Source organism: Streptomyces sp. NPDC085937 (genome assembly GCF_044540535.1).
Lineage (GTDB): Bacteria > Actinomycetota > Actinomycetes > Streptomycetales > Streptomycetaceae > Streptomyces.
The window spans coordinates 88,758-110,640 of the sequence record NZ_JBITSH010000003.1 but is presented as its reverse complement, the minus strand read 5'-3'; the positions used below and the strand labels follow the sequence as shown (position 1 = coordinate 110,640).

At 72.3% G+C, this 21,883-nt stretch carries 18 protein-coding genes; 4 read left to right on the top strand and 14 right to left on the bottom strand.

The window, feature by feature from the left end; genetic code table 11:
* Positions 1 to 141: 141 nt before the first annotated feature.
* Both ACIF8S_RS07610 and ACIF8S_RS07605 read right to left on the bottom strand, forming a co-directional pair.
* Positions 142 to 2,397 (bottom strand): RICIN domain-containing protein, encoded by a 2,256-nt coding sequence (locus tag ACIF8S_RS07610; protein ID WP_399997935.1) that lies wholly within the window; start codon positions 2,395 to 2,397, stop codon positions 142 to 144.
* Positions 2,398 to 2,634: 237 nt separating this feature from the next.
* Entirely contained in the window at positions 2,635 to 3,111 is a 477-nt protein-coding gene (locus ACIF8S_RS07605; RefSeq protein ID WP_399997934.1) for a winged helix-turn-helix transcriptional regulator, read from the bottom strand.
* 156 nt (positions 3,112 to 3,267) lie between these two features.
* Here ACIF8S_RS07605 and ACIF8S_RS07600 point away from each other — a divergent pair, with 156 nt between their 5' ends.
* Entirely contained in the window at positions 3,268 to 4,533 is a 1,266-nt protein-coding gene (locus ACIF8S_RS07600; RefSeq protein ID WP_399997933.1) for an MFS transporter, read from the top strand.
* Positions 4,534 to 4,589: 56 nt separating this feature from the next.
* On the opposite strand, the gene ACIF8S_RS07595 is transcribed toward ACIF8S_RS07600, so the two are convergent.
* The 3 genes from ACIF8S_RS07595 to ACIF8S_RS07585 all read right to left on the bottom strand — a co-directional run bounded on the left by ACIF8S_RS07595 (position 4,590) and on the right by ACIF8S_RS07585 (position 8,453).
* Positions 4,590 to 5,678: a lytic polysaccharide monooxygenase gene (locus tag ACIF8S_RS07595; protein ID WP_399997932.1), complete on the bottom strand. Its 1,089-nt coding sequence runs from the start codon at positions 5,676 to 5,678 to the stop codon at positions 4,590 to 4,592.
* Between the two features lie 347 nt (positions 5,679 to 6,025).
* On the bottom strand, positions 6,026 to 7,165 hold the full coding sequence (locus tag ACIF8S_RS07590; protein WP_399997931.1) for a cellulose binding domain-containing protein: 1,140 nt from the start codon (positions 7,163 to 7,165) through the stop codon (positions 6,026 to 6,028).
* Between the two features lie 265 nt (positions 7,166 to 7,430).
* Entirely contained in the window at positions 7,431 to 8,453 is a 1,023-nt protein-coding gene (locus tag ACIF8S_RS07585) for a LacI family DNA-binding transcriptional regulator (RefSeq protein ID WP_349794874.1), read from the bottom strand.
* A gap of 280 nt (positions 8,454 to 8,733) precedes the next feature.
* Here ACIF8S_RS07585 and ACIF8S_RS07580 point away from each other — a divergent pair, with 280 nt between their 5' ends.
* Complete coding sequence (locus ACIF8S_RS07580) at positions 8,734 to 11,151, top strand: beta-L-arabinofuranosidase domain-containing protein (RefSeq protein WP_399997930.1); 2,418 nt, start codon at positions 8,734 to 8,736, stop codon at positions 11,149 to 11,151.
* A gap of 105 nt (positions 11,152 to 11,256) precedes the next feature.
* Here ACIF8S_RS07580 and ACIF8S_RS07575 read toward each other — a convergent pair whose 3' ends face one another.
* The 4 genes from ACIF8S_RS07575 to ACIF8S_RS07560 form a co-directional block, all read right to left on the bottom strand.
* Entirely contained in the window at positions 11,257 to 12,261 is a 1,005-nt protein-coding gene (locus ACIF8S_RS07575) for a TIGR01777 family oxidoreductase (protein ID WP_399997929.1), read from the bottom strand.
* 132 nt (positions 12,262 to 12,393) lie between these two features.
* Complete coding sequence (locus tag ACIF8S_RS07570) at positions 12,394 to 12,786, bottom strand: VOC family protein (protein ID WP_399997927.1); 393 nt, start codon at positions 12,784 to 12,786, stop codon at positions 12,394 to 12,396.
* The gene (locus ACIF8S_RS07565) at positions 12,783 to 13,085 is read right to left on the bottom strand and encodes an ArsR/SmtB family transcription factor (protein ID WP_399997926.1); all 303 of its coding nucleotides are present in this window, start codon (positions 13,083 to 13,085) and stop codon (positions 12,783 to 12,785) included. The genes ACIF8S_RS07570 and ACIF8S_RS07565 overlap by 4 nt, the downstream gene beginning before the upstream one ends.
* A gap of 153 nt (positions 13,086 to 13,238) precedes the next feature.
* Positions 13,239 to 13,655: a DoxX family protein gene (locus ACIF8S_RS07560; protein WP_399997925.1), complete on the bottom strand. Its 417-nt coding sequence runs from the start codon at positions 13,653 to 13,655 to the stop codon at positions 13,239 to 13,241.
* 172 nt (positions 13,656 to 13,827) lie between these two features.
* On the opposite strand from ACIF8S_RS07560, the gene ACIF8S_RS07555 reads away from it, so the two are divergent.
* On the top strand, positions 13,828 to 14,355 hold the full coding sequence (locus tag ACIF8S_RS07555) for a DUF2809 domain-containing protein (RefSeq protein WP_399997924.1): 528 nt from the start codon (positions 13,828 to 13,830) through the stop codon (positions 14,353 to 14,355).
* Positions 14,356 to 14,364: 9 nt separating this feature from the next.
* Here ACIF8S_RS07555 and abc-f read toward each other — a convergent pair whose 3' ends face one another.
* Both abc-f and ACIF8S_RS07545 read right to left on the bottom strand, forming a co-directional pair.
* The gene (gene abc-f, locus ACIF8S_RS07550) at positions 14,365 to 16,011 is read right to left on the bottom strand and encodes a ribosomal protection-like ABC-F family protein (protein ID WP_399997923.1); all 1,647 of its coding nucleotides are present in this window, start codon (positions 16,009 to 16,011) and stop codon (positions 14,365 to 14,367) included.
* 120 nt (positions 16,012 to 16,131) lie between these two features.
* A complete protein-coding gene (locus tag ACIF8S_RS07545) occupies positions 16,132 to 16,749 on the bottom strand; it encodes a CGNR zinc finger domain-containing protein (protein ID WP_399997922.1) in 618 nt (205 codons plus the stop codon).
* A 47-nt stretch (positions 16,750 to 16,796) separates the two neighbouring features.
* On the opposite strand from ACIF8S_RS07545, the gene ACIF8S_RS07540 reads away from it, so the two are divergent.
* A complete protein-coding gene (locus tag ACIF8S_RS07540) occupies positions 16,797 to 17,726 on the top strand; it encodes a ketopantoate reductase family protein (RefSeq protein WP_399997920.1) in 930 nt (309 codons plus the stop codon).
* 45 nt (positions 17,727 to 17,771) lie between these two features.
* On the opposite strand, the gene ACIF8S_RS07535 is transcribed toward ACIF8S_RS07540, so the two are convergent.
* The 3 genes from ACIF8S_RS07535 to ACIF8S_RS07525 all read right to left on the bottom strand — a co-directional run bounded on the left by ACIF8S_RS07535 (position 17,772) and on the right by ACIF8S_RS07525 (position 21,703).
* Positions 17,772 to 18,860, bottom strand: a complete 1,089-nt coding sequence (locus ACIF8S_RS07535; protein WP_349794885.1) for a DUF475 domain-containing protein — start codon at positions 18,858 to 18,860, stop codon at positions 17,772 to 17,774.
* Between the two features lie 352 nt (positions 18,861 to 19,212).
* Entirely contained in the window at positions 19,213 to 20,742 is a 1,530-nt protein-coding gene (locus ACIF8S_RS07530; protein ID WP_399997919.1) for an FAD-dependent oxidoreductase, read from the bottom strand.
* Between the two features lie 46 nt (positions 20,743 to 20,788).
* Positions 20,789 to 21,703 carry a diiron oxygenase gene (locus tag ACIF8S_RS07525; protein WP_399997918.1) on the bottom strand — a complete coding sequence of 305 codons (915 nt, stop codon included), beginning with the start codon at positions 21,701 to 21,703 and terminating at the stop codon, positions 20,789 to 20,791.
* Between the last annotated feature and the right edge of the window lie 180 nt (positions 21,704 to 21,883).

The window sequence follows — 21,883 nt, the reverse complement described above, 5'->3', positions numbered from 1 at the left end:
GGGTCGCTCTGTGGCACCGGGGGGGGCCGGGCGCGACGGGGGGGTGACCCGCCGGCGCCCGGCGCGCGCCCCGCGCCGGGGCGCGGCGGGTGTGGGCGGGCGCGCGGGCCCGCACCACACCGGCCGTGAACAGCGCTGTGCCTACGGGTAGTTCACCAGATTGGCCACATTGTCGGCCGAGTCGGACGGACCGCCCCGGTCGTTGATCACGTGCCGGATGGTGCCGGTGCCGCCGAGGGAGACGGTCACCATGTTGCGGAAGCGCACACCGGGACGGTTCGGCGCCGCGAAGGCCCGCTCGGCGGTGACGCCCGGGTTCACGTTGAAGAAGCAGTAGCTGCCGAGGCCGTACGCCTCGTGGCTGGTCACGTGGTCGGCGACCTTGTAGGCGGCGTAGCCCTGCGTCGAACCGTCCATCCAGGCTGCCTGGTTCGGCGGGTCGTAGGGCATCTCGTTCTGGTAGAAGTACGTCCGGCCGCCGTTGCCGTTCCAGACCGTCTGGTCCTTCTGGTAGTGCTCCACGAACAGCCCGTACATGGTGACGTCGTCGCCGTTGACGACGAGTCCGGTGTCGGCCGGGTTGGTGGTCCAGCCGATGCCGTTGCCGTGGTCACCGCGCCAGATCCACATGTGGTCGCCGATGACGTGGTCGCTGTTGACGACCAGGCTGGTGGTCGCCTTCCCCGCGTGGGCGCCGCCGACGCGGAAGTACACGTCGTGCAGCGAGGTCGGGTTCGCCGCGTGGTTCGCCGACGCCCCTTCGGGGCCGATCTCCACCAGAGTGCGGGAGTTGGTGGTGCCCGCGTCGAAGAGGACGCCCGCGATCTTCACGCCGTCGACGTCGGCGACCGTCATGGCCGTGACCCCGTTGTCCGGGACGAACGTGGCGAGGCCCAGGCCGAGCACCACGGTGTCGGGGCGGGTCACCCGCAGCGTCCGGTCCAGGTGGTAGACGCCCGGGGTGACCAGCAGGTTCTTTCCCTGCGCCAGGGCCGCGTCGATCTGTGCCGCGCTCGCCGTGCCCGGCTTGACGACGTAGAAGCTGTCCATGCCGAGCGAGGTGCCGGGCGTGTTGCCGTCCGCCCAGGTCGTCCCGGTGGAGTCGTTGCGCAGCGCGGGCACGAACACCCGGTAGGCGCCCGCCGCGTCGACGTACAGGAAGGGCTTCTCCCGTACCTTCGGCGTCCGGTCGACGGTGGTGTACGGCGGCTGCGGGAAGGTGTTGGCCGGCACACCGCGGCTGCCGACGAAGACCATGTTCCAGTTGGACCCGTTCCAGCTGCCCAGCTGGGAGTTGCGGGTCAGCCACTGCTGCTGGGAACCGGAGCGCACCTGACCGTCGATCTTCGTGTCGGCCATGAAACCGCCGCTGGACCAGCCGCCGTCACTGAGCTCCAGGTCGCCGCGCACATGCATGCGCCGGTATCCGGAGGCCTGCGACACCGCCCAGCGGTCCGTCCCGCCGGTCGGGGTGACCGACAGGTTCTCGGCGCCGCGCCAGAAGTTCTGCGTCGCGTTCTGCGGCGGGAACCAGTCCGCCTCGACGTGCACGGCACCGTTGATCGTCACCGCGTCCGGCGACTGCCCGAGCCCCAGCACCTGCGTGTAGAAGCCGACGTTGACGTCGTTGCGGTACGTGCCCGGCTTGAAGAGGACGGCGTGCCGCTCGGTGCCGAACTGGTTGGTCTCCTGCTGCCGGAAGATCGAGTCCAGCCGGCTCTGCACGGCCGACGAGGGCATCGACGGGTCGAAGACCGCCACGTTGGGGCCGAGGTCCACGTCGCCGGGCGCGGTGCTCACCGGCGTGACCTGGAAGCGCTGCGCCGCCGTGCCGTTGCAGGCGTACTGCACCAGCTGGACGCCGTCGGCCGTCGAGGCGGACGGCACGTCGAGGCACTTGCCGCTGTGCCGGTTGACGAAGCGGTACGCGCCGCCACCCTCGTCCATGGGCAGCCACTGCTGGTTGGCGCCGCCGCCGTAGGTCCACAGGTGCACGGCCGCGTTGTCGGCCGCCGACACCTCGCTGACGTCCACGACCTGCCGCTCGTCGTTGCGGGCGGCGATGCGGACGTAACCGTCGGAGGTGGGCGTGAAGCTCCATCGCTGGGCCGTGGTGCCGTTGCAGGTGTACTGCTGGACGGCCGTGCCGTTGGCCGTTCCGGCGCCGCGGGCGTCCAGACACTTGCCGCTGCCGCTGTTCACCACCGTCGACCAGCCGGACGGAACCGCGGCCGCCGCCGCGCCGGCGGCGGTGTCGGCGCGGGCCGACTGGGCGGCGACCAGCAGGGAGGCGGCGGTGGCGGCGGCCGCGACGACCGCGGTCCACCGGCGGCGGTCACGGAGTCTCGGGGGAGTGCCGGAGCGGCCACCGGGACGTGGTCGCGTGGATGCGGGCATCGTGTCTCCTGTTGTGTCATGCATATGACAGCTCAGCGCGCCGTCGCGGTCGTGCGACGGAACGTCGGGTGGGGGAACAGGCAGGCGGAGCGGCACGCGGGCCGGGGGTACGGCGAGCGCTTACTTCATTCCGTGATTTAAGGAGTGACGGAAAAGACTGTCAAGGGTTTGGTCCAGTCCAATGAGGAAAGCGCTGCGGTCGACGCGCCGCTCATGCCGTCCCGGTGTGCGCGCCGCTCACGCCGTCCCGGTGTCCAGGGCGGCGTCGGGGCGGCGGTGTGCCGTCAGGTGCTCGGGCCGCACCCGCTCCCCGTCGGCGGTCACGAACGCCAGTCGCGCCGCCGTGCCGGAGTCCGCCAGCGCGAACTGCGGAGACGTCCCCTCGGGGTGCGGCCGGTGGGTGCGCCCCCAGGAGGCCAGGGCCGCGATGACCGTGGTCAGGCCCTGTCCCGCCTCCGTCAGCACGTACTCCGTGCGGGCCCGCTCCCCGGGCTCCTGGTAGCCGCGCCGCTCCATCAGGCCCTCGTCCACCAGGAATCCCAGGCGCTTGGTGAGGATGTTCGGCGCGATCCCCAGGGCGTCCCGGAACTCCTGGAAGCGGGTCGAGCCCGCCAGCATCGCCTCGCGCACGATCAGCAGCGTCCAGGCGTCGCCGAGCACCTCGAGGCTCCGCGCGATGGAGCAGGTCGAGTCCTTGCCGAGCGTCTTGGCCATACGGCCAGTGTACCGATGAGTTGCAAAACAATATCCAGGCGTTCTAGGTTTCTCAAAGCAACTCAGCTGGGCGGGAGTCCGTTCCTTCCCCCGTCCCGGCCCCTCCCCGCATGACACCCCTCATCTCCCTCATCCCCCTCGACCCCTGGAGGCCCTGTGCCATCCCTCGGCACCCGCGGCAGTTTCCGCGCGGCCGGCGCCGTCGTGGCCATCGCGCTGTGGACCAGCGCCTGCCCGACCATGACCTACCCGCTCTACCAGGCGGAATGGGGCATCTCGACGACCATCGTCACCTGGATCTTCGCGGCCTATCCGCTCACCCTGATCCCGGTACTCCTCCTGCTCGGCCATCTCGCCGACCACCTCGGTACCCGCGTGACCATGCTGCTCGGCCTCGTGGCGCAACTCCTCGGCGTCCTGCTGTTCGCGGTGGCGGGCGGGGTGGCGTGGCTGCTGGCAGGACGGGTCCTGATGGGTCTCGGTGTCGGGCTGTCCATAGGTCCGGCCAGCCTCGCCATGGTCGAGCACAGCGCACCCGGCCGGGAGAAGCGGGCCGGTGCCGTCAGCACCGCCGTGTCGGCCCTCGGCATCGGCCTCGCCATGACGGTCGGCGGCGCCCTCACCGAGTACGCGCCCTTCCCCCTCCACCTCGGCTTCTTCGTCCTGGCCGGCGTCATACTGGCCGTCGCCTGCCTGGTGGCGTGCATGCCACGGCACACCCCGCGCCCGGCAGCCGGATCCCGGCGGCGCACGCGCACCATCACCGTCCCGCGCGGCAGCCGGACCGTGTTCGTCGCGGGCGCGATCGCCTTCGCCTCGTCCTTCCTGATCGGCGCGGTCGTCCTGCCGCTCGGCGCGAAGATCGCCCAGCAGCTCGCGGGCTCCACCAACGCGCTGGTCACCGGCGCCCTGCTGGCCGTCTTCGCCGGCTGCATCACGCTCTTCGCGCTGCTCGGGCGCAACCTGCACGTCCGGCCGCTCGTGCTGCTCGGCGCCGTAGGGTCCGTCGCGGCGGTCTGGCTCTACGTCCTCACCGGCGCCACCCACTCGCTGCTGCTGTTCTTCGTGGCGTCGGCCGTCGCCGGAGCGGCCTACGCCTTCGACTTCGCCGGCGGGCTCACGGTGCTCAGCCGGTTCGCCCCCGCTCCGCACCGGGCGGGCATGGTGTCCGGCGGCTACCTCGTCGGCTACGCCGCCCAGGGCGTCGGGGCGCCGGCCCTCGGCGCCGTGGTGACCGCGCACGGACTGATGGCCGGCCTGGTGACCGGCGCGGCCGTGTTCGGCGCCTTCTTCGTCCTCGTCGCGGTCGTCGGCCTCGTGGTGCTGACGCCGGTGCACCGGGCCGACCGCGAGGCCGCCCGCCACCTGCCCGCACCGGGCCGGGGGACGGCCCGTACGGACGCGGCCCGGGCCGCGGAATGACACCGCGCCGCCCGTCCCGCGGTGGGGGCGGGACGGGCGGCGCGGCTCGAGGGGCGCTACGGATTCACGCAACCGATCGTGCCCACGGGGAAGTTGTTGCCCGTCGACGTGGCGGTGAAGCCGAACGTGGTACTTCCGTCCGGATTGATCACGCGGTTGTGGGCCGCGTTCCGCACCGTCACCGTGCCGTCGGACCCGGTGCTGAGGGTGCCGTTCCAGGCGCTGCCGATCGTGGTGCCCTGACCGGGCTTCCACTGCACGGCCCAGCCGTTGAGCGCCGAGGTGCCGTGGTTCATCACCTCGACGGACCCCTGGAAGCCGCCGTTCCAGGAGTTCACGACCTCGTACGTCGCCATGCACTCACCCGTGTGCGACGGGTCGTCGCTCGGGTCGGGGGTCGGGTCCGTGCCGGGGTCCGGGTTCGTGCCCGAGCCGCGGATGCCGGTCACCTCGCCGTTGCCGCCGTCGAAGACGACGTCGGAGCAGGAGAAGAAGTTCTCCTGGCTGTCGGAACGCACCCACTGCATGAAGATCAGCGCGTCACCGGAGCGGCCGGAGGGCAGCTGCAGGTTCCAGTAGTAGTGGCCGCCGTTGGCGCCCGGTGAGCCCTGTTGGGGCGGGTCGGTCACGGTCTGGATCAGCTGCAGGTCGTTCCAGCCGAGCGCGGACGTGGGCGACCAGCCGGGCTTGGTGATGTAGACCCGGAAGTCGCCCGGGTGCGCGGCCCAGTTGCTGTACTGAACCTTGACCGTCGCCCCGGACGTCAGGTGCGTGCGGGGCCAGTCGGATCGCGCCGCGTTGTAGGCGGAGAAGTCGTACGGCGACCGGTCACCGGCACTGCACAGCTTGCCGTCCGGCACGTAACCCTGGCCGCGCCCGCCTGCGTTGGAGTCCAGCACGGCGAACCAGTTGTACAGGGCGGACGCGCCGCTCTGGTTCAGGGCGGCCTTGCAGGCGGGGTTGGTCGGGTCGAGCGCGCCGGTGCCGGTGACGGCGTCCAGCTGACAGAGGTAGGTGCGCGAGCCGGGCATCATCGCCACGCCGTGCGCCTGGGCGTCGTTCTGCCAGAGGAAACTGAGTCCGAGCCCTCCGAGGAGGGTCGCCAGTACCGCTGCCAGAGAGACCAGTCTGCTTCTCAGAGCCATGGAGTCTCCTGTCCCGATGCTGAGTTCTTCATGGGCGGTGCGAGGGGTGGAAAAGAAGGGTGGACGTGGGGGTGGAGCCCCCGCCCGGCCGGGGAGGGCGCCGACCGGCCGGGCGGGGGGCTGGGGGGGGCGTTCCGCGCCGGAACGGGATCCGGCCGGGCGGCCGGTGCGTGAACACCGGCCGCCGGCGCGGTCGTTCCGGCGGTGCGGGACGGACAGGGGCGGCGGTGTGCGGCTGTCACCGGTCCGCCTCGTGCTCGGTCGCCGGGGCCCGCCCTGTCGGTGCAGGGAGGGAAGAGCGGGCCCCGGCGCGAGGGATCACGGCGGGGTACGGCCCGCCGCGCGCCTCACGCGGTCCGGCAGGTGGTGCCGTTCAGCCGGAACGCGTTCGGCTGCGTGAAGGTGCCGCTGTAGCTGCCCTGGAAGCCGAAGCTCTGGCTGCCCCCGGCGGCGATCCGGCTGTTGCCGGCCGGTGCGGTCGCCGTGACGGCGCCCGAGGAGGGGGAGACGGACGCGTTCCAGGCGTTCACGACACTCTGTCCCGAGGGCAGCGTGAAGCCGAGCTGCCAGCCGTCCACGGGAGCGGAACCGTTGTTGGTGACGGTGACGTTCGCGGTGAACCCGCCCGGCCAGACGTTCGTCGCGTACGACACCGTGCAGGCGGCCGGGGTGCCCGGCTCGCCGGGACCGTTCGGGTCGCCCGAGCCGCCGGTGTTGACGCTGGAGGAGAAGGAGTTCACCGCCAGGCCGGCACCGTTCTGCCAGGGCTCGAAACCGGCCTGGATGCTGGTCAGGTACCAGTCGTTGCCCGCCAGTCCGCGGGCGACGGTCGCCCGGACGAAGTCCATCACGTCGAAGCTCCAGCTGCTGATCGCGGACGGCGCGACGAACGACAGCACGTCGTTGGTGCCGTTGCCGCCGGACCAGACCTGCCAGGTGCGCCCGGCCACGGTGGCCGTGCCGACCTGCGAGCCGATCGGCTGTACGGGGCCCACCTTGTTGAGCCAGATCATGATCTCGGTCCGGTTCACCCCGTCGGTCCGGGGCGTCGGGTCCAGCCAGATGTCGTACGAGGCGTTGTAGACGGCGTTGTCGACGTAGCCGTACGAGATGCTGGAGGGGGCGCTGGAGATGCCGCTGACGCGCGCGGGGAGGGCGGTTCCCGGCGAACAGTTGGTGTAGTGGCAGCCGTTGAACACCGACGGGTACGACTTCGGCGCGCCGTTCGTCGGCACCGAGCCGTCGGCCTGGGTGAGCCGGAAGCCGTTGTCCGTGGCGGTGACGCACTGGGTGGCGCTGGTGCCCCAGCGGTTGTTCTGGACGACGTAGCGGCCCTGGATGACCGTCGATCCGAACTCCTCGCAGACCGTGGTGTCCGCCTGGGCCGGCGCGGTCGCGGTCAGCAGTGCCGCGAGTGCGGCGAGAGCGGTGAGCAGCGCGGCCGACACGGCGCGCAGTGTGCGGGGGTGGTGCCGTAACCGTGGCATGTGGGGGACCTCTCCGGGAAAGGTGTGCGGGTTACCGGCGGGAGCGCTCCCGCCTCCCCATTGATGGGAGCGCTCCCAATGGTGTTCCGGGAGGGGACTGTAGAAGGCGCCCATGTCCCTGACAACCCTGCGCGCAACAACCGGTCGAATGTCTTTCGAAGGCGCAGGTCAGGGCGTTGATCGACGGGGGCCGGGGAGCGCCGGGAGCGCTCCCGAAACATTCGACGCGCAACCGGCCGTGCCCGGCGGGCCGGGCGACGGGTCGTCAGGCGGAGCCGCGCAGTACCAGTTCCGTGCGGAGGATGACGTGGCGCCAGGCCACCGCCGGTTCCTCCATCTCCTCCAGGAGCAGCCGCACCATCGTGCGCCCGATCTCCTCCAGCGGCTGGCGCACCGTCGTCAGCTGCGGATCGGTGTGCTGCGCGAGCGGGAAGTCGTCGAAGCCGATCACCGCGACGTCGTCCGGCACCCGCCGTCCCGCCGCGCGCAGTGCGCCCAGCGCGCCCGCCGCCATGGTGTCGGACGCCGCGAACACCCCGTCGATCTCCGGCGCCCGCTCGATGAGTTCGGCCATCGCGCGGTACCCGCTGTCCCCGGTGAAGTCACCCTCGGCGGTCCAGGACGTCCTGCCCTCGACGCCCGCCCGCTCCAGCGCCTCCCGGTAACCGCGCAGCCGGCACTGGGCCACGTACATGTCGGACGGCCCGGTGATGGTGGCGACCGCGCGGCGGCCGGTGTCCAGGAGGTGGGTCACGGCGCTGCGGGCCCCGCCGACGTTGTCCGCGTCGACGTAGGTGACGCCCTCGTCGCTGGAGCGCCGCCCCAGCAGGACGGTGGGCAGGCCGACTTCGGCCAGCATGTCGGGCAGCGCGTCCTCGGCGTGCACGGACATCAGCATCACGCCGTCGACCCGGCCGCCGCGCGCGTACTCCACGAGGCGCTGCCGCTCGGCGTCCGTGCGCACCAGGGTGAGCAGCAGCTGCACCTCGGTCTCGGTCAGCGCGTCCCCGACGGACCGCACGATCTCCGAGAAGAAGGGTTCACCGAACTGCCGCCAGTCCGGCTCCGTCATGACCAGCGCGACCGCGTCGGCACGCCGGCCGGCCAGCGTACGGGCCGCCAGGTTGGGGACGTAGCCCAGTTCCGCGATGGCCCGCTGCACGGCGCGGCGTGTCGTGTCCTTCACGCCCGCCGCGTTGTTGATGACGCGGGAGACGGTGCCCCGCCCCACACCGGCGAGCGCGGCCACCTCCTCGAGCGTCGGTGTCCCCGGACGCCGCCTGAGCATGCCCACCCCCACGAGATCACCTGATCCTACGGCCCCAGTCATGCCCGTATCGACCGTTCCCGCAACCCGCACGCCACGCCGCGCTGTTCGCATTCCGCACAGGCGGTCCCGGCGGACGTGTCCGGACCCTGGACAGCGGCCCCGCTCCGTGCTGTCATCCCGACTGGGCCTTACAACGTTATACACACGCTCCGCACACCGAACGGCGGGCCGCCGCCCGCCCGTCCCGTCCTCCCACCCCCACCCCCACCGCACCAGGACGTCGAACAGGAGCCCACGCATGCCCGTCACCAGACGCACCCTCCTCGGGGCCGGAGCCCTGGGGCTCGGCGCCGCCGCACTCGGTGGCCCCCTCGTCCCCACCGCCGCGGCCGCCTCCCTCCGGTCGGCCGCCTCCCCGCCACCCGCCGCGGCGCCGCTCCCGGACGCCTTCCGCAGACTGCCCGCCGGCAGTGTCACCGCACGCGGCTGGCTGGCCGGACAACTGCGGCTCCAGCTCGACGGACTCTGCGGCCGGTACGAGGAGATCTCCCACTTCCTCGACTTCGACACCACCGGCTGGGTGCACCCCGAGCGCCCCGGCTGGGAGGAACTCCCTTACTGGCTGCGCGGATATGTGCCGCTGGCCGTGGCCACCGGTGACCGGACCGCGCTGGCCCGCGCACGCCGGTGGATCGACGCGGTCCTCGCCACACAGCAGCCCGACGGCTTCTTCGGGCCGCGCGCCCTGCGCACCTCGCTGGGCGGCGGCCCGGACTTCTGGCCCTTCCTGCCCTTGCTCCAAGCCCTGCGCACGCACGAGGAGTTCACGGGCGACGAACGCGTCCTGCCCTTCCTGCTGCGCTTCCTGCGGTACATGAACGCCCAGGGGTCCGGCGCCTTCGACACCAGCTGGATCTCCTACCGCTGGGGCGACGGACTGGACATCGCCGTCTGGCTGTACCGTCGCACCGGGGAGCCGTTCCTGCTGGACCTGGCCGCGAAGATGCACACCCTGGGCGCGGACTGGACGGGTACGACGCCCTCGCGGCACAACGTCAACATCGCCCAGGGTTTCCGCGAACCGGCCCAGTACGCCCAGGTGACGGGCTCGGCCGAACTCACCCGCGCCACCTACCGCGCCTACGACAGCGTCATGGCGGAGTACGGGCGGTTCCCGGGCGGCGGCATGGCGGGCGACGAGAACTACCGGCCCGGCTTCACGGACCCCCGGCAGGGCTTCGAGACCTGCGGAATCGTCGAGTTCATGGCCTCCCACGAACTGCTCACCCGCATCACCGGGGACCCCGTGTGGGCGGACCGCTGCGAGGACCTGGCCTTCAACATGCTCCCCGCGTCCCTCGACCCTCAGGGCCGTGCGATCCACTACATCACCAGCGCCAACGGCGTGGATCTGGACGACAGGACGAAGACGCAGGGGCAGTTCCAGAACGGCTTCGCCATGCAGGCCTTCCACGCCGGCGTCGACCAGTACCGCTGCTGCCCCCACAACTACGGCATGGGCTGGCCGTACTTCACCGAGGAACTGTGGCTGACCGGCGACGACGGCGGCCTGACGGCCGCGATGTACGCGCCGTGCACGGTCCGCGCGCGGGTCGCGGGCGGCACCACCGTCACCGTCACCGAGGACACCGGCTACCCCTTCACCGACACCGTCCGGCTCACCGTGTCCACCCCGCGCCCGGTGCGCTTCCCGCTCCGCCTGCGCGTGCCCGGCTGGTGCTCCGCGCCCGAACTGCGGGTCGCCGGACGGCCGGTGACCGCGCCCGGCGGGCCGGGCTGGGCGCACGTGACCCGCACCTGGCACGACGGCGACGTGGTCACGCTCCGCCTGCCGCAACGCACCGAGGTGCGCACGCTGCCGGACCAGCACGGCGCCGTGAGCGTCCAGCACGGACCACTCACCTACTCCCTCGAGATCGGTGAGCGGTACGACCGTTACGCGGGCGACGACACCTTCCCCGCCTACGAGGTGCACGCCACCTCACCCTGGAACTACGGCCTGACTCCCGCTCCCCGGCCGCAGGTGACCCGGACCGCCGGCCCCGTCCCCGACAACCCCTTCACGCACGCCACCACCCCCGTGCGCATCACCGCCGACGCGCGGCGCGTCGCCGAGTGGACCGCGGACGACGAGCACGTCGTCACCCCCCTCCAGGACGGCCCCGCCCGCAGCGAGGCACCGGTGGAGCGGGTCACCCTGATCCCGATGGGCGCGGCACGGCTGCGGATCACGGCCTTCCCCACGGCGTCCCCGGACGGGCGGCCCTGGATGCCCGAGCCGCCGTTCCGCCGCATCGAGAACCGGCACAGCGGGAAGGTCCTCGCCGTGGACGGCATGTCGACCGAGAACAGCGCCCGCGTGGTGCAGTTCGCCGACACCCGCACCGGCGACCACGCCTGGCAGCTGATCGACCGGGGCGAGGGCTGGTACCTGATCCGCAACGGTCACAGCGGCAAGGTGCTGGGTGTCGACGGGATGTCCACCGCGGACAGCGCGCGGGTCGTGCAGTACGAGGACAACGGGACCGCCGACCACCTGTGGACGCTGCTGGACGACGGGGACGGCTGGTACCGCATCCGCAACCGGCACAGCGGCAAGGTGCTGGGCGTCGACGGGATGTCCACCGCCGACAGCGCGCAGGTCGTCCAGTTCGCCGACAACGGCACGGCGGATCACGTGTGGCGTTTCCGGTGAGTCGCTGAAGTCCGGCCGAGGCGGTCGACGCTTCGGCCGGACGGGCGGGCGCGGGTCGTTCTGCGGCAGTGGAGGGACGCCGGGCTCCGGGGTGTCCGGGAAGGATCAGGAACGGCCCGGCGCCACGCCGCCCCGCGCCCGCCCGGCACCCGCACGCGGCCCGCCCCCGCGCGCCGCCCGAGCCCGGGACACCAGGTCCGCCGCAGCTTCCTCCCACCCGGGCAGGGTGAACGCGAAGCCGGCCTCCCGTAGCCGTCCGGGGACCACCCGACGGCTCTTGAGCAGCAGTTCGGTGTCCGAGCGCAGCGCGAACGCCCCCAGTTCGGCCATCCAGCGTGTGGCGGGCAGCCCCACCGGAACGCCCCAGGCGGCCCGCAGCACCCGCATGAACGCGCGCTGGGGGAGCGGACCGGGAGCCGCGAGGTTCACCGGCCCCTCCACATCCTCCCGCGCAATGAGGAACTCCACCGCCCGCACGAAGTCCTCGTCGTGGATCCACGACACGTACTGCGCACCCCCCGCGACCGGCCCGCCCAGCCCGAGCCGGGCCAGCCGCAGCAGCATGTCGAACACCCCGCCCCGGTCCGGGCTCATCACCATCGCCGCACGCAGCGCGACCTTCCGCGTCGCGGGTGTCCGCGCCTCGGCCTGCGTCCGCTCCCAGTTCCTGGCGATATCGACGCTGTACGCCCAGTAGTCCGGAACGCCGCTCTCCGATCCGCCGACCACCCCGGTGGCCTCGTCGTTCGCCGCGTCGAAGCGGTGCGCGTAGACGGTCGCGGTGCTCATCTGCAGCCACACCCGCGGCGGCCGGCGGGCCGCCGCGATCGCCTCGCCCACCACGCGCGTCGAAGTGACGCGGGAGTCCATCATGGCGCGCAGGTTCTCCGGGGTGTACCGGCAGGACACACTGCGGCCCGCGAGGTTGACGACGACGTCCGAGCCGTCGATCTCCTCGGCCCACGGGCCGAGCGTCGCACCGTCCCAGCCCACGTCCCGCGGGCGCTCCGGGTGCCTGGTCAGGACGACCACCTCGTGCCCGGCCGCGCTCAACGCGCGGTTCAGGACCGCGCCCACCTGTCCGGTGCCCCCGGGCAGAACGATCTTCATCGGACCCTCCGGCCTCTTCGCTCGCCCTCACCTTATCCCGGTTTTTTGAACGCGTTCAACTGCGGGTCGTCCAGTGGCTCGGAGGGGCCTTCGAGGCCGGTGCGCGGTGAGGGCGGTGCGTGAGGCGTGCGGTCAGGCCGCCTGGGCGGCGATCTGGATCAGGTTGCCGCAGGTGTCGTCGAAGACGGCGGTGGTGACGGGGCCCATGCTGAGCGGCTCCTGTGTGAATCGGACCCCGAGCTCCCGCAGGCGCTCGTACTCCGCCCGCACGTCGTCCACGGCGAACACGGCCAGCGGGATGCCGTCCTCGACCAGGGCGTCACGGTACGGCTTGACCGCGGGGTGTCCGGCGGGTTCGAGGAGGAGTTCGGTGCCCTCCGGGTCCTGGGGTGAGACGACGGTGAGCCACCGGTCCTTCTCGCCCAGCGGAACGTCGTGCTTCTTCACGAAGCCGAGGACGTCGGTGTAGAAGCGCTCGGCCTTCGCCTGGTCGTCGACGAAGACGCTGGTCAGGTTGATCTTCATGAGGGGTCCTCCGGTGCCTGGGTGGTGGGACCGAGCCAGCGCTCGGTGATCTGCCGCAGTGGCGTGACGTCGAGGTCGTGGAACTTGTAGCGGCCCTCGCGTCGGGTCCCGACGAGGCCGGCGGCCTCCAGGACGGCGAGGTGCTGGGACACGGCCTGGCGTGAGATGCCGAGCCCGTGCTTCATGCTCAGGCGCCCGCAGATCTCGAACAGGGTCTGCCCGGACTTCTCCGTGAGCTCGTCGAGGATCGTACGGCGGGTGCCGTCCGCCAGGGCTTTGAAGAGGTCGTCGTCGGCCACACCGCCACTATAGGCAAGCGTTCACTTGCCTATCAAGGTGAACGTCACCCCCGGTGCCGACGGGAAAGGGTTCCGTACCACGGTGAGCGTGGTGCGGAGCCCTGGGCCCGGTGGGTGACGGCGGCGGTGTCGCCCGCGCGACGACGCGTGCGGCTACCCCCGGTCCGGGGACGCGGGACCACGGCGGACGAGTGCCGACAGGGCCGGCGCACCCGGCCCGAAGAAGACCAGCAGCAGGAAACCCCAGCAGAACAGCGCCGGCGACAGGCCGCCGTTCTGCAGGGGGAACAGGCCGTCCGGCTGGTGCTCGGTGAAGTAGGCGAAGGCCATGGCACCCGAGCTGAGGAAGGCGGCACCACGGGTGAGGACCCCGAGCAGGACGAGGGCGCCGCAGACCAGCTCGATCACCCCCGCGTACCAGAACGGCCAGTCGCCTGGGGGCGTGGCCTTCCGGTCCAGCACGCCGAAGAGGGTGGCCGCGCCCTCACTGGTGAACAGCAGCCCGATGACGATGCGGAACAGACCCAGGACCAGGGACTGGTGGCGGTCGAGCCGGTCGGTGATGCCCATGGTGGCGGAACTCCTTGCAGTGGTCGGTGCGCGAGGGAAGGGAAGGGGCCGGCCCGGAGGCCGTCCGCCCTCCATCAACGTGCGCGCCGGGCACGCCGTTCAGCCGTTTCCGCCCACGTACGACACGGGTTGGCAACGGTCGCGTGGGCGACGGATGCCAGACTCGACCCCCATGAGCGACAGCACTCTTGGTCAGGAACGGCCCGCAGGCCGGAGTACGGCACCCGTCACCACGACGACGACGGCACCCGTCACCACGACGACGGGGCGGACGCGGCTTGTGGCTGCCGCGGCGGCGCTGGTGACCGTGGGGGCGGGGCTGGGCCTGAGGGCGGTGGCGACGGGGGACGTGGCCAAGTACGGCGGCGACGCGCTGTACACGCTTCTGATCCTCACCCTCGTCGTCCTGCTGGCCCCGCGCACGCCCCCGGCGCGCGCCGCGGTAGTCGCGCTGGCGGTGAGCTGGGCCGTGGAACTGCTCCAGCTCACCGGCCTGCCCGCGGACCTGTCCGCCCGCAGCACCGCGGCCCGCCTGGTCCTCGGCTCCACGTTCAACGCGCCGGACCTGCTCTGGTACGCGATCGGCGCGACCGCCGGCTGGCTGGCCCTGCGCGAGGTGGCCCGCCGTCGGCGAACCGGATGGCGTGCGCGGTCACCCGTCGCCGGCGAGCCCGGTGAGGGGGGCGACACCGTCGCCTGACAACGCGGTTCAGGCCCGTCTGCCGTCCCGAAGTCGGAGGTGTCCGCCCGGGAAGCGGGTGCGGAAGCCGCGGTCGTGGGACACGGCGACCACCGCGCCCGGGTACGCCGCGAGCGCCGCCTCCAAGTCCTCGACGAGGTCGAGCGCCACATGGTTGGTCGGCTCGTCGAGCACCAGCAGGTCGGCCGGCCGGGTCACCAGCCGGGCGATCTGCAGCCGCCGTTGCTGTCCCGCCGACAGCGCCGCGACCGGCACGCACAGGTCCTCCTCGCGGAACAGCCCCAGCGACAGCAGCGTTTCGCGGTGTTCCTCGAGCGCGCCCGGCCGCCGCGCGGCGAAGGCGGCGAGCAACGGGAGCCGGCCGGAGCGGACGGGCAACTCCTGAGGCAGGTAGCCGATGCGATCCGGGCGGCGCACCACTCCCGCGTCCGGCTCCAGTCCGCCCGCCAGAACCCGCAGCAGCGTCGACTTCCCCGCTCCGTTCTCACCCGTGACCAATAGCCGCTGCCCGGGCTCGACCGTCAACCGCCCGTCCAGTCGCAGGCGTTCACCGACGCATACCTCTTCGAGCTCGACGAGCACGGCGTCCGAGGGGGACCGCTCACCCGCCGTGGCCGGAGCGGCCGTGAACCGCAGGGGTTCGGGCGGCGCGGGCACCGGTGTGCGCCGCAGCCGGGCCAGCCGCTCACGCACCGCCCGCACCTGCCCGCCCAGTTTGGCCTCGTGCGAGCGGCGGTGCTTGCCGAAACCCTGCCGCGGGTCTCCGCCCGTCCCGGTCAGCCGACGCCCCGCGGCCTCCAGCAACTCCTCGGCGGATGCGACCTCTTCCAGCCACTCCGCGTGCTCCTGCTCGGCTCGGCGCCGCGCGGTCGCCTTCGCCGCCCGGTAGCCGGCCCAGCCGTCGCCGTACCGGCGCACCGTGCGGGTGTCCCGGTCGACCTCCAGGATCGTCGTCGCGACCCGCTCGATGAACGGCCGGTCGTGGGTGACGGCCACGACGGTGCCGCGGTGCGCGCGCAGACGCTCCTCCAGCCAGCGCACCGCGGTCGCGTCGAGGTGGTTCGTCGGCTCGTCCAGCAGCAGCAGTTCGGGATCCGCGGCCAGCACGCAGGCGAGAGCCAGCCGCGACTGCTCGCCGCCGGAGAGCGAGCCGAGCAGCCGGTCACGGGTGACGCCGGCCAGCCCGAGCCCGTGCATCGCGGCGTCCACCCGGGCGTCCGCCCGGTACCCGTCGCGCTGCTCGAACGCGGTCAACAGGTCCCCGTACGCCGCGAGTTCGGCCTCCGACGCCTCACCGAGACGCTCCTCCGCCGCGCGCAGACGGCGCTCCAGGGCGCGCAGTGGGGCGAGCGCGCGGTCGACCGCTTCCCGCACGGTGCGGCCCGGATCGAGTGCGGGGGTCTGGGTGAGGTGGCCGGTGCCGCCGGGGAAGTGGACGGTGATCTCCCCGTCGTCCGGTTCCTCGGCCCCGGCGAGGAGCCGCAGCAGGGTGGACTTCCCGGCGCCGTTCTCCCCGATGACGGCCGCCCGCTCGCCGGGGCGGACGGCGAGGGAGACCTGATCGAGGACGGTGCGGGGGCCGTAGGACTTGGTGACGTCCTTGACGGGCAGCTGCGCCGCGCGGGCGGGCGCAACGGTGTGGGCGCGTTCGCGCATGGGACTTTCCCTGAGGTGAGACGTGTCGGTGGGCGGGAAGGGCGGCGTCGGCCGCGCCCGGACTCAGAGAAAGAAGAAGTGGCGCATGCCCCCACTCTAACAAGACGAGTCGTCTCGTCTCTAGCTGTTTCCCTCGGCCCTGCGCCGACGGTGCGCCGCCGCCTTGGCGCTGTTGCCGCAGCGCCGCATCGAGCACCACTGGCGGGACCGGCCCGCGCCCGGATTGAGATAGAGCATCCGGCACGTCTCCGACGCGCACCTGCCCAGCCGCTCCCTGCGGGACGCGTCGGACACCAGCCCGACCAGGTCCCGGGCGACCACCGACAGCAGGGCGTCCTCGGTGAGCAGCAGGCTGTCCGGCGCCGGACGCACTCCCTCCGGCCTCCACTCCAGCCGCGCGACCGGTGGCTCGGAGGCGGCCAGCCCGTTGACCAGGGCGATCGACGCGGGGGAGGGGCGGTGCCCGTCCAGCACCGACGAGGCGATGTCGAACGCCGCGTCCCGTAGGGCGTGCAGTTCGCGCAGCAGCGCTTCCCCCGCACACCCGGGAGCCGGGGCCAGTCCCACCCCGTGGCACCACGCGGCCAGCCGCTCGACGTCCCCCATCCGCTCCACCGGACCGACGGGCCTGCGTCCCACGGTCGCCACGAGATTCAGCGACAGCGATCCGGCGTCGAAGCGGAGGTCCCGCACCCGGGCGGTGACTCTCGTACGCGGTGCTTGCGGCACGGCTCCCATGAGGCGATAGTAACCTCCGAAACGGTTATCAAGGGAGACGGGTGGCCATGCGTATCGCGGTTGTCGGAGCGGGCGGGGTCGGGGGCTACTTCGGGGCGCGACTGGCCGCCGCGGGGCACGAGGTGACCTTCGTGGCCAGGGGGCGTCACCTGGAGGCCGTGCGCGGCTCCGGGCTGCTGGTCCGCAGCCCCCTGGGGGACGTCCGTACCGCGCCGGGGTCCGTGGTGGGGGCGGTGACGGAGCTGGACTCCGCGGACCTGGTCGTCGTCGCCGTGAAGCTCTGGGACACCGAGGACGTCGCCCGTCAGCTGGCCGCGTCGAAGCTGGCCGGCGCTCCGGTGCTGTCGCTGCAGAACGGCGTACACAAGGACACCGTCCTCGGCCGCCACCTGCTGCCGGAGTCCCTGCTCGGCGGCGCCTGCTTCATCTCCGCCTTCATCGAGGAACCGGGGGTCGTCCGGCACAACGGCTCCCTGCAGCGCATGGTCTTCGGCGCCCGCCGGCCCGAGCAGGAGTCCGTCGCACGCCAGTTGCTGCGGGCCTGCGTCGACGCGGGCGTCGACGCCGAGCTCAGCGCCGACGTCGACCGGGTGATCTGGGAGAAGTTCGTCTTCCTCGTCGGCCTGTCCGCCACCACCACGGCCGTGCGGCAGCCCCTCGGTGTCGTCCGCTCCGACGAGCGGTCGCGCGTGCTTCTGCGGGAGGTCATGGAGGAGGTCGTGGCCGTCGCGCGGGCGTCGGGAGTGGCGCTCGCCGACGACTTCGTCGAGCGTCAGCTCGCCTTCTGCGACAGCCTCCCCGCGGACATGACGTCCTCCATGCACAACGACCTGGAACACGGCCACCGCCTCGAACTGCCGTGGCTCAGCGGGGGAGTGGCCGGCCTCGCCGCCGAACTCGGCGTCCCGGCACCCCGCAACCGCACGGTCACCGACGTCCTGTCCCCCTACGTACTCGGCAAGCCGTCCGGCGCGTGACCGCCGGGCGGGCCGTGGCGCAGTTGTCGGCAGGCCGTCCGCCGGTCATCCCGCCGCCGCGCGGTTGCGGCGGACGGACGACCAGAAGGCCGCGCCGATGAGGGTGACGCCGATCAGCCCGGTGACGATGTCGTTGATCTCGTACCGGATGCTGACCAGCAGGACCAGGGCCAGGGCGCCGATCGCGTAGTGCGCGCCGTGCTCCAGGTACACGTAGTCGTCCAGCGTGCCCTGCCGCACCAGATACACGGTGAGCGACCGGACGTACATGGCGCCGATGCCCAGGCCGAGCGCCATCAGCACGATGTCGTTGGTGACGGCGAAGGCGCCGATGACGCCGTCGAAGGAGAAGGACGCGTCCAGCACTTCGAGGTAGAGGAACGTGAAGAAGGCCGCCCGGCCCGCCAGGGCGACCACCGGACGGCCCCCGCCTCCGTCGCCCGCCTGAGCCGCGTCCTCGTCGCCCTCCTCCTTGGCCAGCCGGCCCTCGAAGAAGCCCGACAGCCCGTGCACGACCAGGTAGGTGATCAGTCCCGCGACACCTGAGATCAGTACCGTCTGCGCCTTGTCGGCATGGCTGCCGCCGTGCTGGTGGGCGTGGGTCGCGAAGGTCATGGACGTGACCAGCAGCACGACCAGGGCCACGCAGACCGACAGCAGCTCGACCCTGCCGAGCTTCGCCAGGGGTCGCTCCACGGGGCCGAGCCACTTGATCTCACGGTCCTCGAGGATGAAGTCGAGGAAGATCATGAGCAGGAACATGCCGCCGAACGCGGCGATCGACGGGTGCGCGTCGGTGACCAGTTCCTGGTAGCGGTCCTTGTCGGTGAGCGCCAGATGGACCGCGCGGTGCGGCGCCAGCCGCGCGCTCACCGACACGATGAGCACGGGGAACAGCAGCCGCATGCCGAAGACCGCGATCAGGATGCCGATCGTGAGGAAGATCCGCTGCCAGAAGGCGTTGAGCTTGCGGAGGATGCCCGCGTTGATCACCGCGTTGTCGAAGGACAACGAGATCTCCAGCACGGCGAGGATGGCGACGATCCCGAGCGCCGCCCAGCCGTCGTACAGCACCCCGCCCGCCAGACCGACAGCCGTCACGGCGAAGGCCCAGCGGAATGTCCTCAGCAGCACGCGGCACGCTCCCTTCTCCCTCGCCACACCACGGACGACGGATTCGGCTCCAGTGCCCCTTTCGCGGACGTCCGTAACGCGGACACCCCGGACTTCCGCCGATCACCGGCACATCGTCACCCCCGCCAGGGCTCCGCACGCTCAGCCGGCGGCGCCGGCCTCGGCGCACGACGTCATGACGGCACGCCGGGTCCCCCCGGCCGGCCGGGGGGAGCCCGAGTACCGCCGACACGCCCTCGACCAGCTCGGCTTCGAGCGCACGGAGATCCGGCGCACACCAAGAGCCGCCCGGGAGCACATCAGGGGGCCGGGGGAACACACCCCGGGCCTCCCTCGGAAGACGCCGTGCGGGTCAGCGCGCCCTGCGGCGTGCCAGACGGCGGAACGCGCGGGCGCTGCCGGTGGGCGTGGGCAGACGGCCCGCCACCGCGTCGTCCAGCAGGGAACCGACCGTCTCGGTGGCACACACGCGGTTGGCGCCGATCCCGCCGGAGGCGCCCCGCTTGACCCAGCCGACGACGTACGCGCCCGGCCTGCCGGTCACCCTGCCCCGCTCGTTCGGCACGGTCCCGGTGGCCTCGTCGAACGGCAGCCCCGCCAGGGGCACCCCGCGGTGACCGACCGCCCGCAGGACCAGGCCGGCCGGTATCTCCGCGTCACCGCTGTCGCCGGAGACCCGCACGGCGCGGACCGCCTCGTCCCCGCACACCTCCGCGGGCGCGGAGAGGAAACGGAACACGATGCGCCGCCGGCGGTCCGGGCCCGGGGGCAGGGACCAGTCGACGGCCTCCCGCGGCAGACCCTCCAGCACCGCCGCCTTGTCGTGCGGTGCCGCCGCGTCGATCGCCGCGCCGGCACGCGGATCGTGGTCGTCGACCAGCAGCTCCACGCCGGGTAGGTGCTTCAGGGCGCGCAACTCGCTGCGGGTGTACGCCGCGTGCTCGGGACCGCGCCGCCCGAGCACCACCACCTCGCGCACCTTGCTCCGGCGCAGCTCCGCCAGTGCGTGGGGCGCGAGCGCGTTCCCGGCGAGGGACCGCGGGTCGGACACCAGCAGCCGCGCGGCGTCGAGCGCCACGTTGCCGTTGCCGACGACGACGACCCGTGCCGCCGACAGCGTGAACGCGTCCGGGGCGAGGTCGGGGTGCCCGTTGCACCAGGCGACGAACTCGGTCGCGGACACACTGCCCGGCAGGTCCTCACCCGGAACGCCGAGCCGCCGGGCCTCCGCCGCGCCGACGGCGTAGATCACCGCGTCGTGATGGGCGGCCAGTTCGTCCGCCGAGACGTCGGTGCCCACCTCCAGGCCCAGGCACAGGCGGACCCTGGGATGCGTGTGGAAGCGGGCGAAGCTCTCGCCGACCTTCTTGGTGGCCGGGTGGTCCGGCGCCACCCCGTACCGCACCAGTCCGCCCGCCACCGGCAGCCGGTCGACCAGCGTGACCTCGGCGCGCGTGTGCAGCAGCAGGTCCCTCGCCGCGTACATCCCGGCCGGGCCGGTGCCGACGACCGCGACCCGCAGCGGCCCGAAGTCCGGCGGCAGCACCCGGTCGAACGACGGCGCCCCCCAGTCGTGGAAGACCGGACCCCGGTCGGTCCGCTCCTCCTCGGGTTCGGGGCGGGCGTCCTCGCCTTCGAAGTACGCCGCGTTGATCCGCGCGTACTCCCGCTGCCCGCCGGTCAGCCGCTCGACGGGGTGGATGGCGTCCACCGGGCAGGCGTCCGCGCAGGCACCGCAGTCGATGCAGGTCCTGGGGTCGATGTGCAGCATCTCCGTGCTGCCGAAGGCGCGTTCCTCCGGCGTGGGACGGATGCAGTTGACCGGGCAGACCGACACGCAGGTGGCGTCGTTGCAGCAGGTCTGGGTGATCGCGAAGGCCATGGTCGTCCGCTCCGCCGAGGGCCCGGTGGGGGCAGGCTGTACGTGGTCAGATGAGGTGGGCGCGCCGGTAGAAGAACAGCGCGGGCCGGGTGAGCAGTCCGACGGAGGAGAGGAACTCCATCAGGCCCGAACAGCTCGCCCGGACCATGGACTTGTGGTGTTCGTTGGCCTGGGCCTCGCGCAGCGCGCGCTTCTCGTCCAGGCCGGCGTTCGCGTACACCTCGCGGTTCACCATGCTGGTGACGATGACGTACGCGGAGATCGCGATCATCACCGCGTGGATCCGGCGCCGCACGCGGCCGGCCCGGGCGAGGTGCTTGCGGGTCTCCTCGCGGGCGAACATCATGTGCCGCGATTCCTCGACGACATGGATGTTGTTGATGGTGCGCACGAACGGCACGACCCGCTCGTCGCGCATCCAGTCGCGCTGCATGACGTCGAGGACCTCCTCGGCGACCAGGATGGCCGCGTAGGCGGCCTCGCCGAAGGCGGTGGTCTTGAACAGCCGGCCGAGCTCCACGGCGACCCGGCGCGGGCGGTAGGCCGGCGCGCCGAGCTTCTTGGCACCGCGGGCGAACATGATCGAGTGCCGGCACTCGTCGGCTATCTCGGTGAGCGCCCACTGGAAGGTGTCGTCCGTGGGGTCCTTGGAGTAGATGTCCCGCAGGATCATCTGCTGAAGGATCATCTCGAACCATATGCCGGTGCAGGCGACGGACGCCGCCTCCTGCCGGGTCAGCTCCTTGCGCTGCGCGTCGGACATCTCGTCCCAGTACGCGGTGCCGTAGAGCGTGCTCCACTCCGGGCTGGCCCCGTGGAAGTCCTTGTCCAGCGGGGTGTCCCAGTCGACCTCGGTGAGCGGGTCGTAGGAGAGCTGCGCGGACGAGTCGAGCAGCCGACGGGCCACGTCGTCGTCCGCGGGCTGATCCGGGTGCTGTGCCCGGGAGGTGGTGAGAGCCATGCCGGGGCCTCCTCGAGTCGAGTCCGTACGCCATTACCACGGGTAACCCGCCCGCTTGCTGACGAACTGTATAGCAACACGCTCCCGGTTCCCAGCCCTCGGGGGCGCCTGCGACAGACGTCATACGGCACCGGCACCGGCACGGGCCCCCGGCCGGTACCGGCGGTGAGCGGGCGTGCG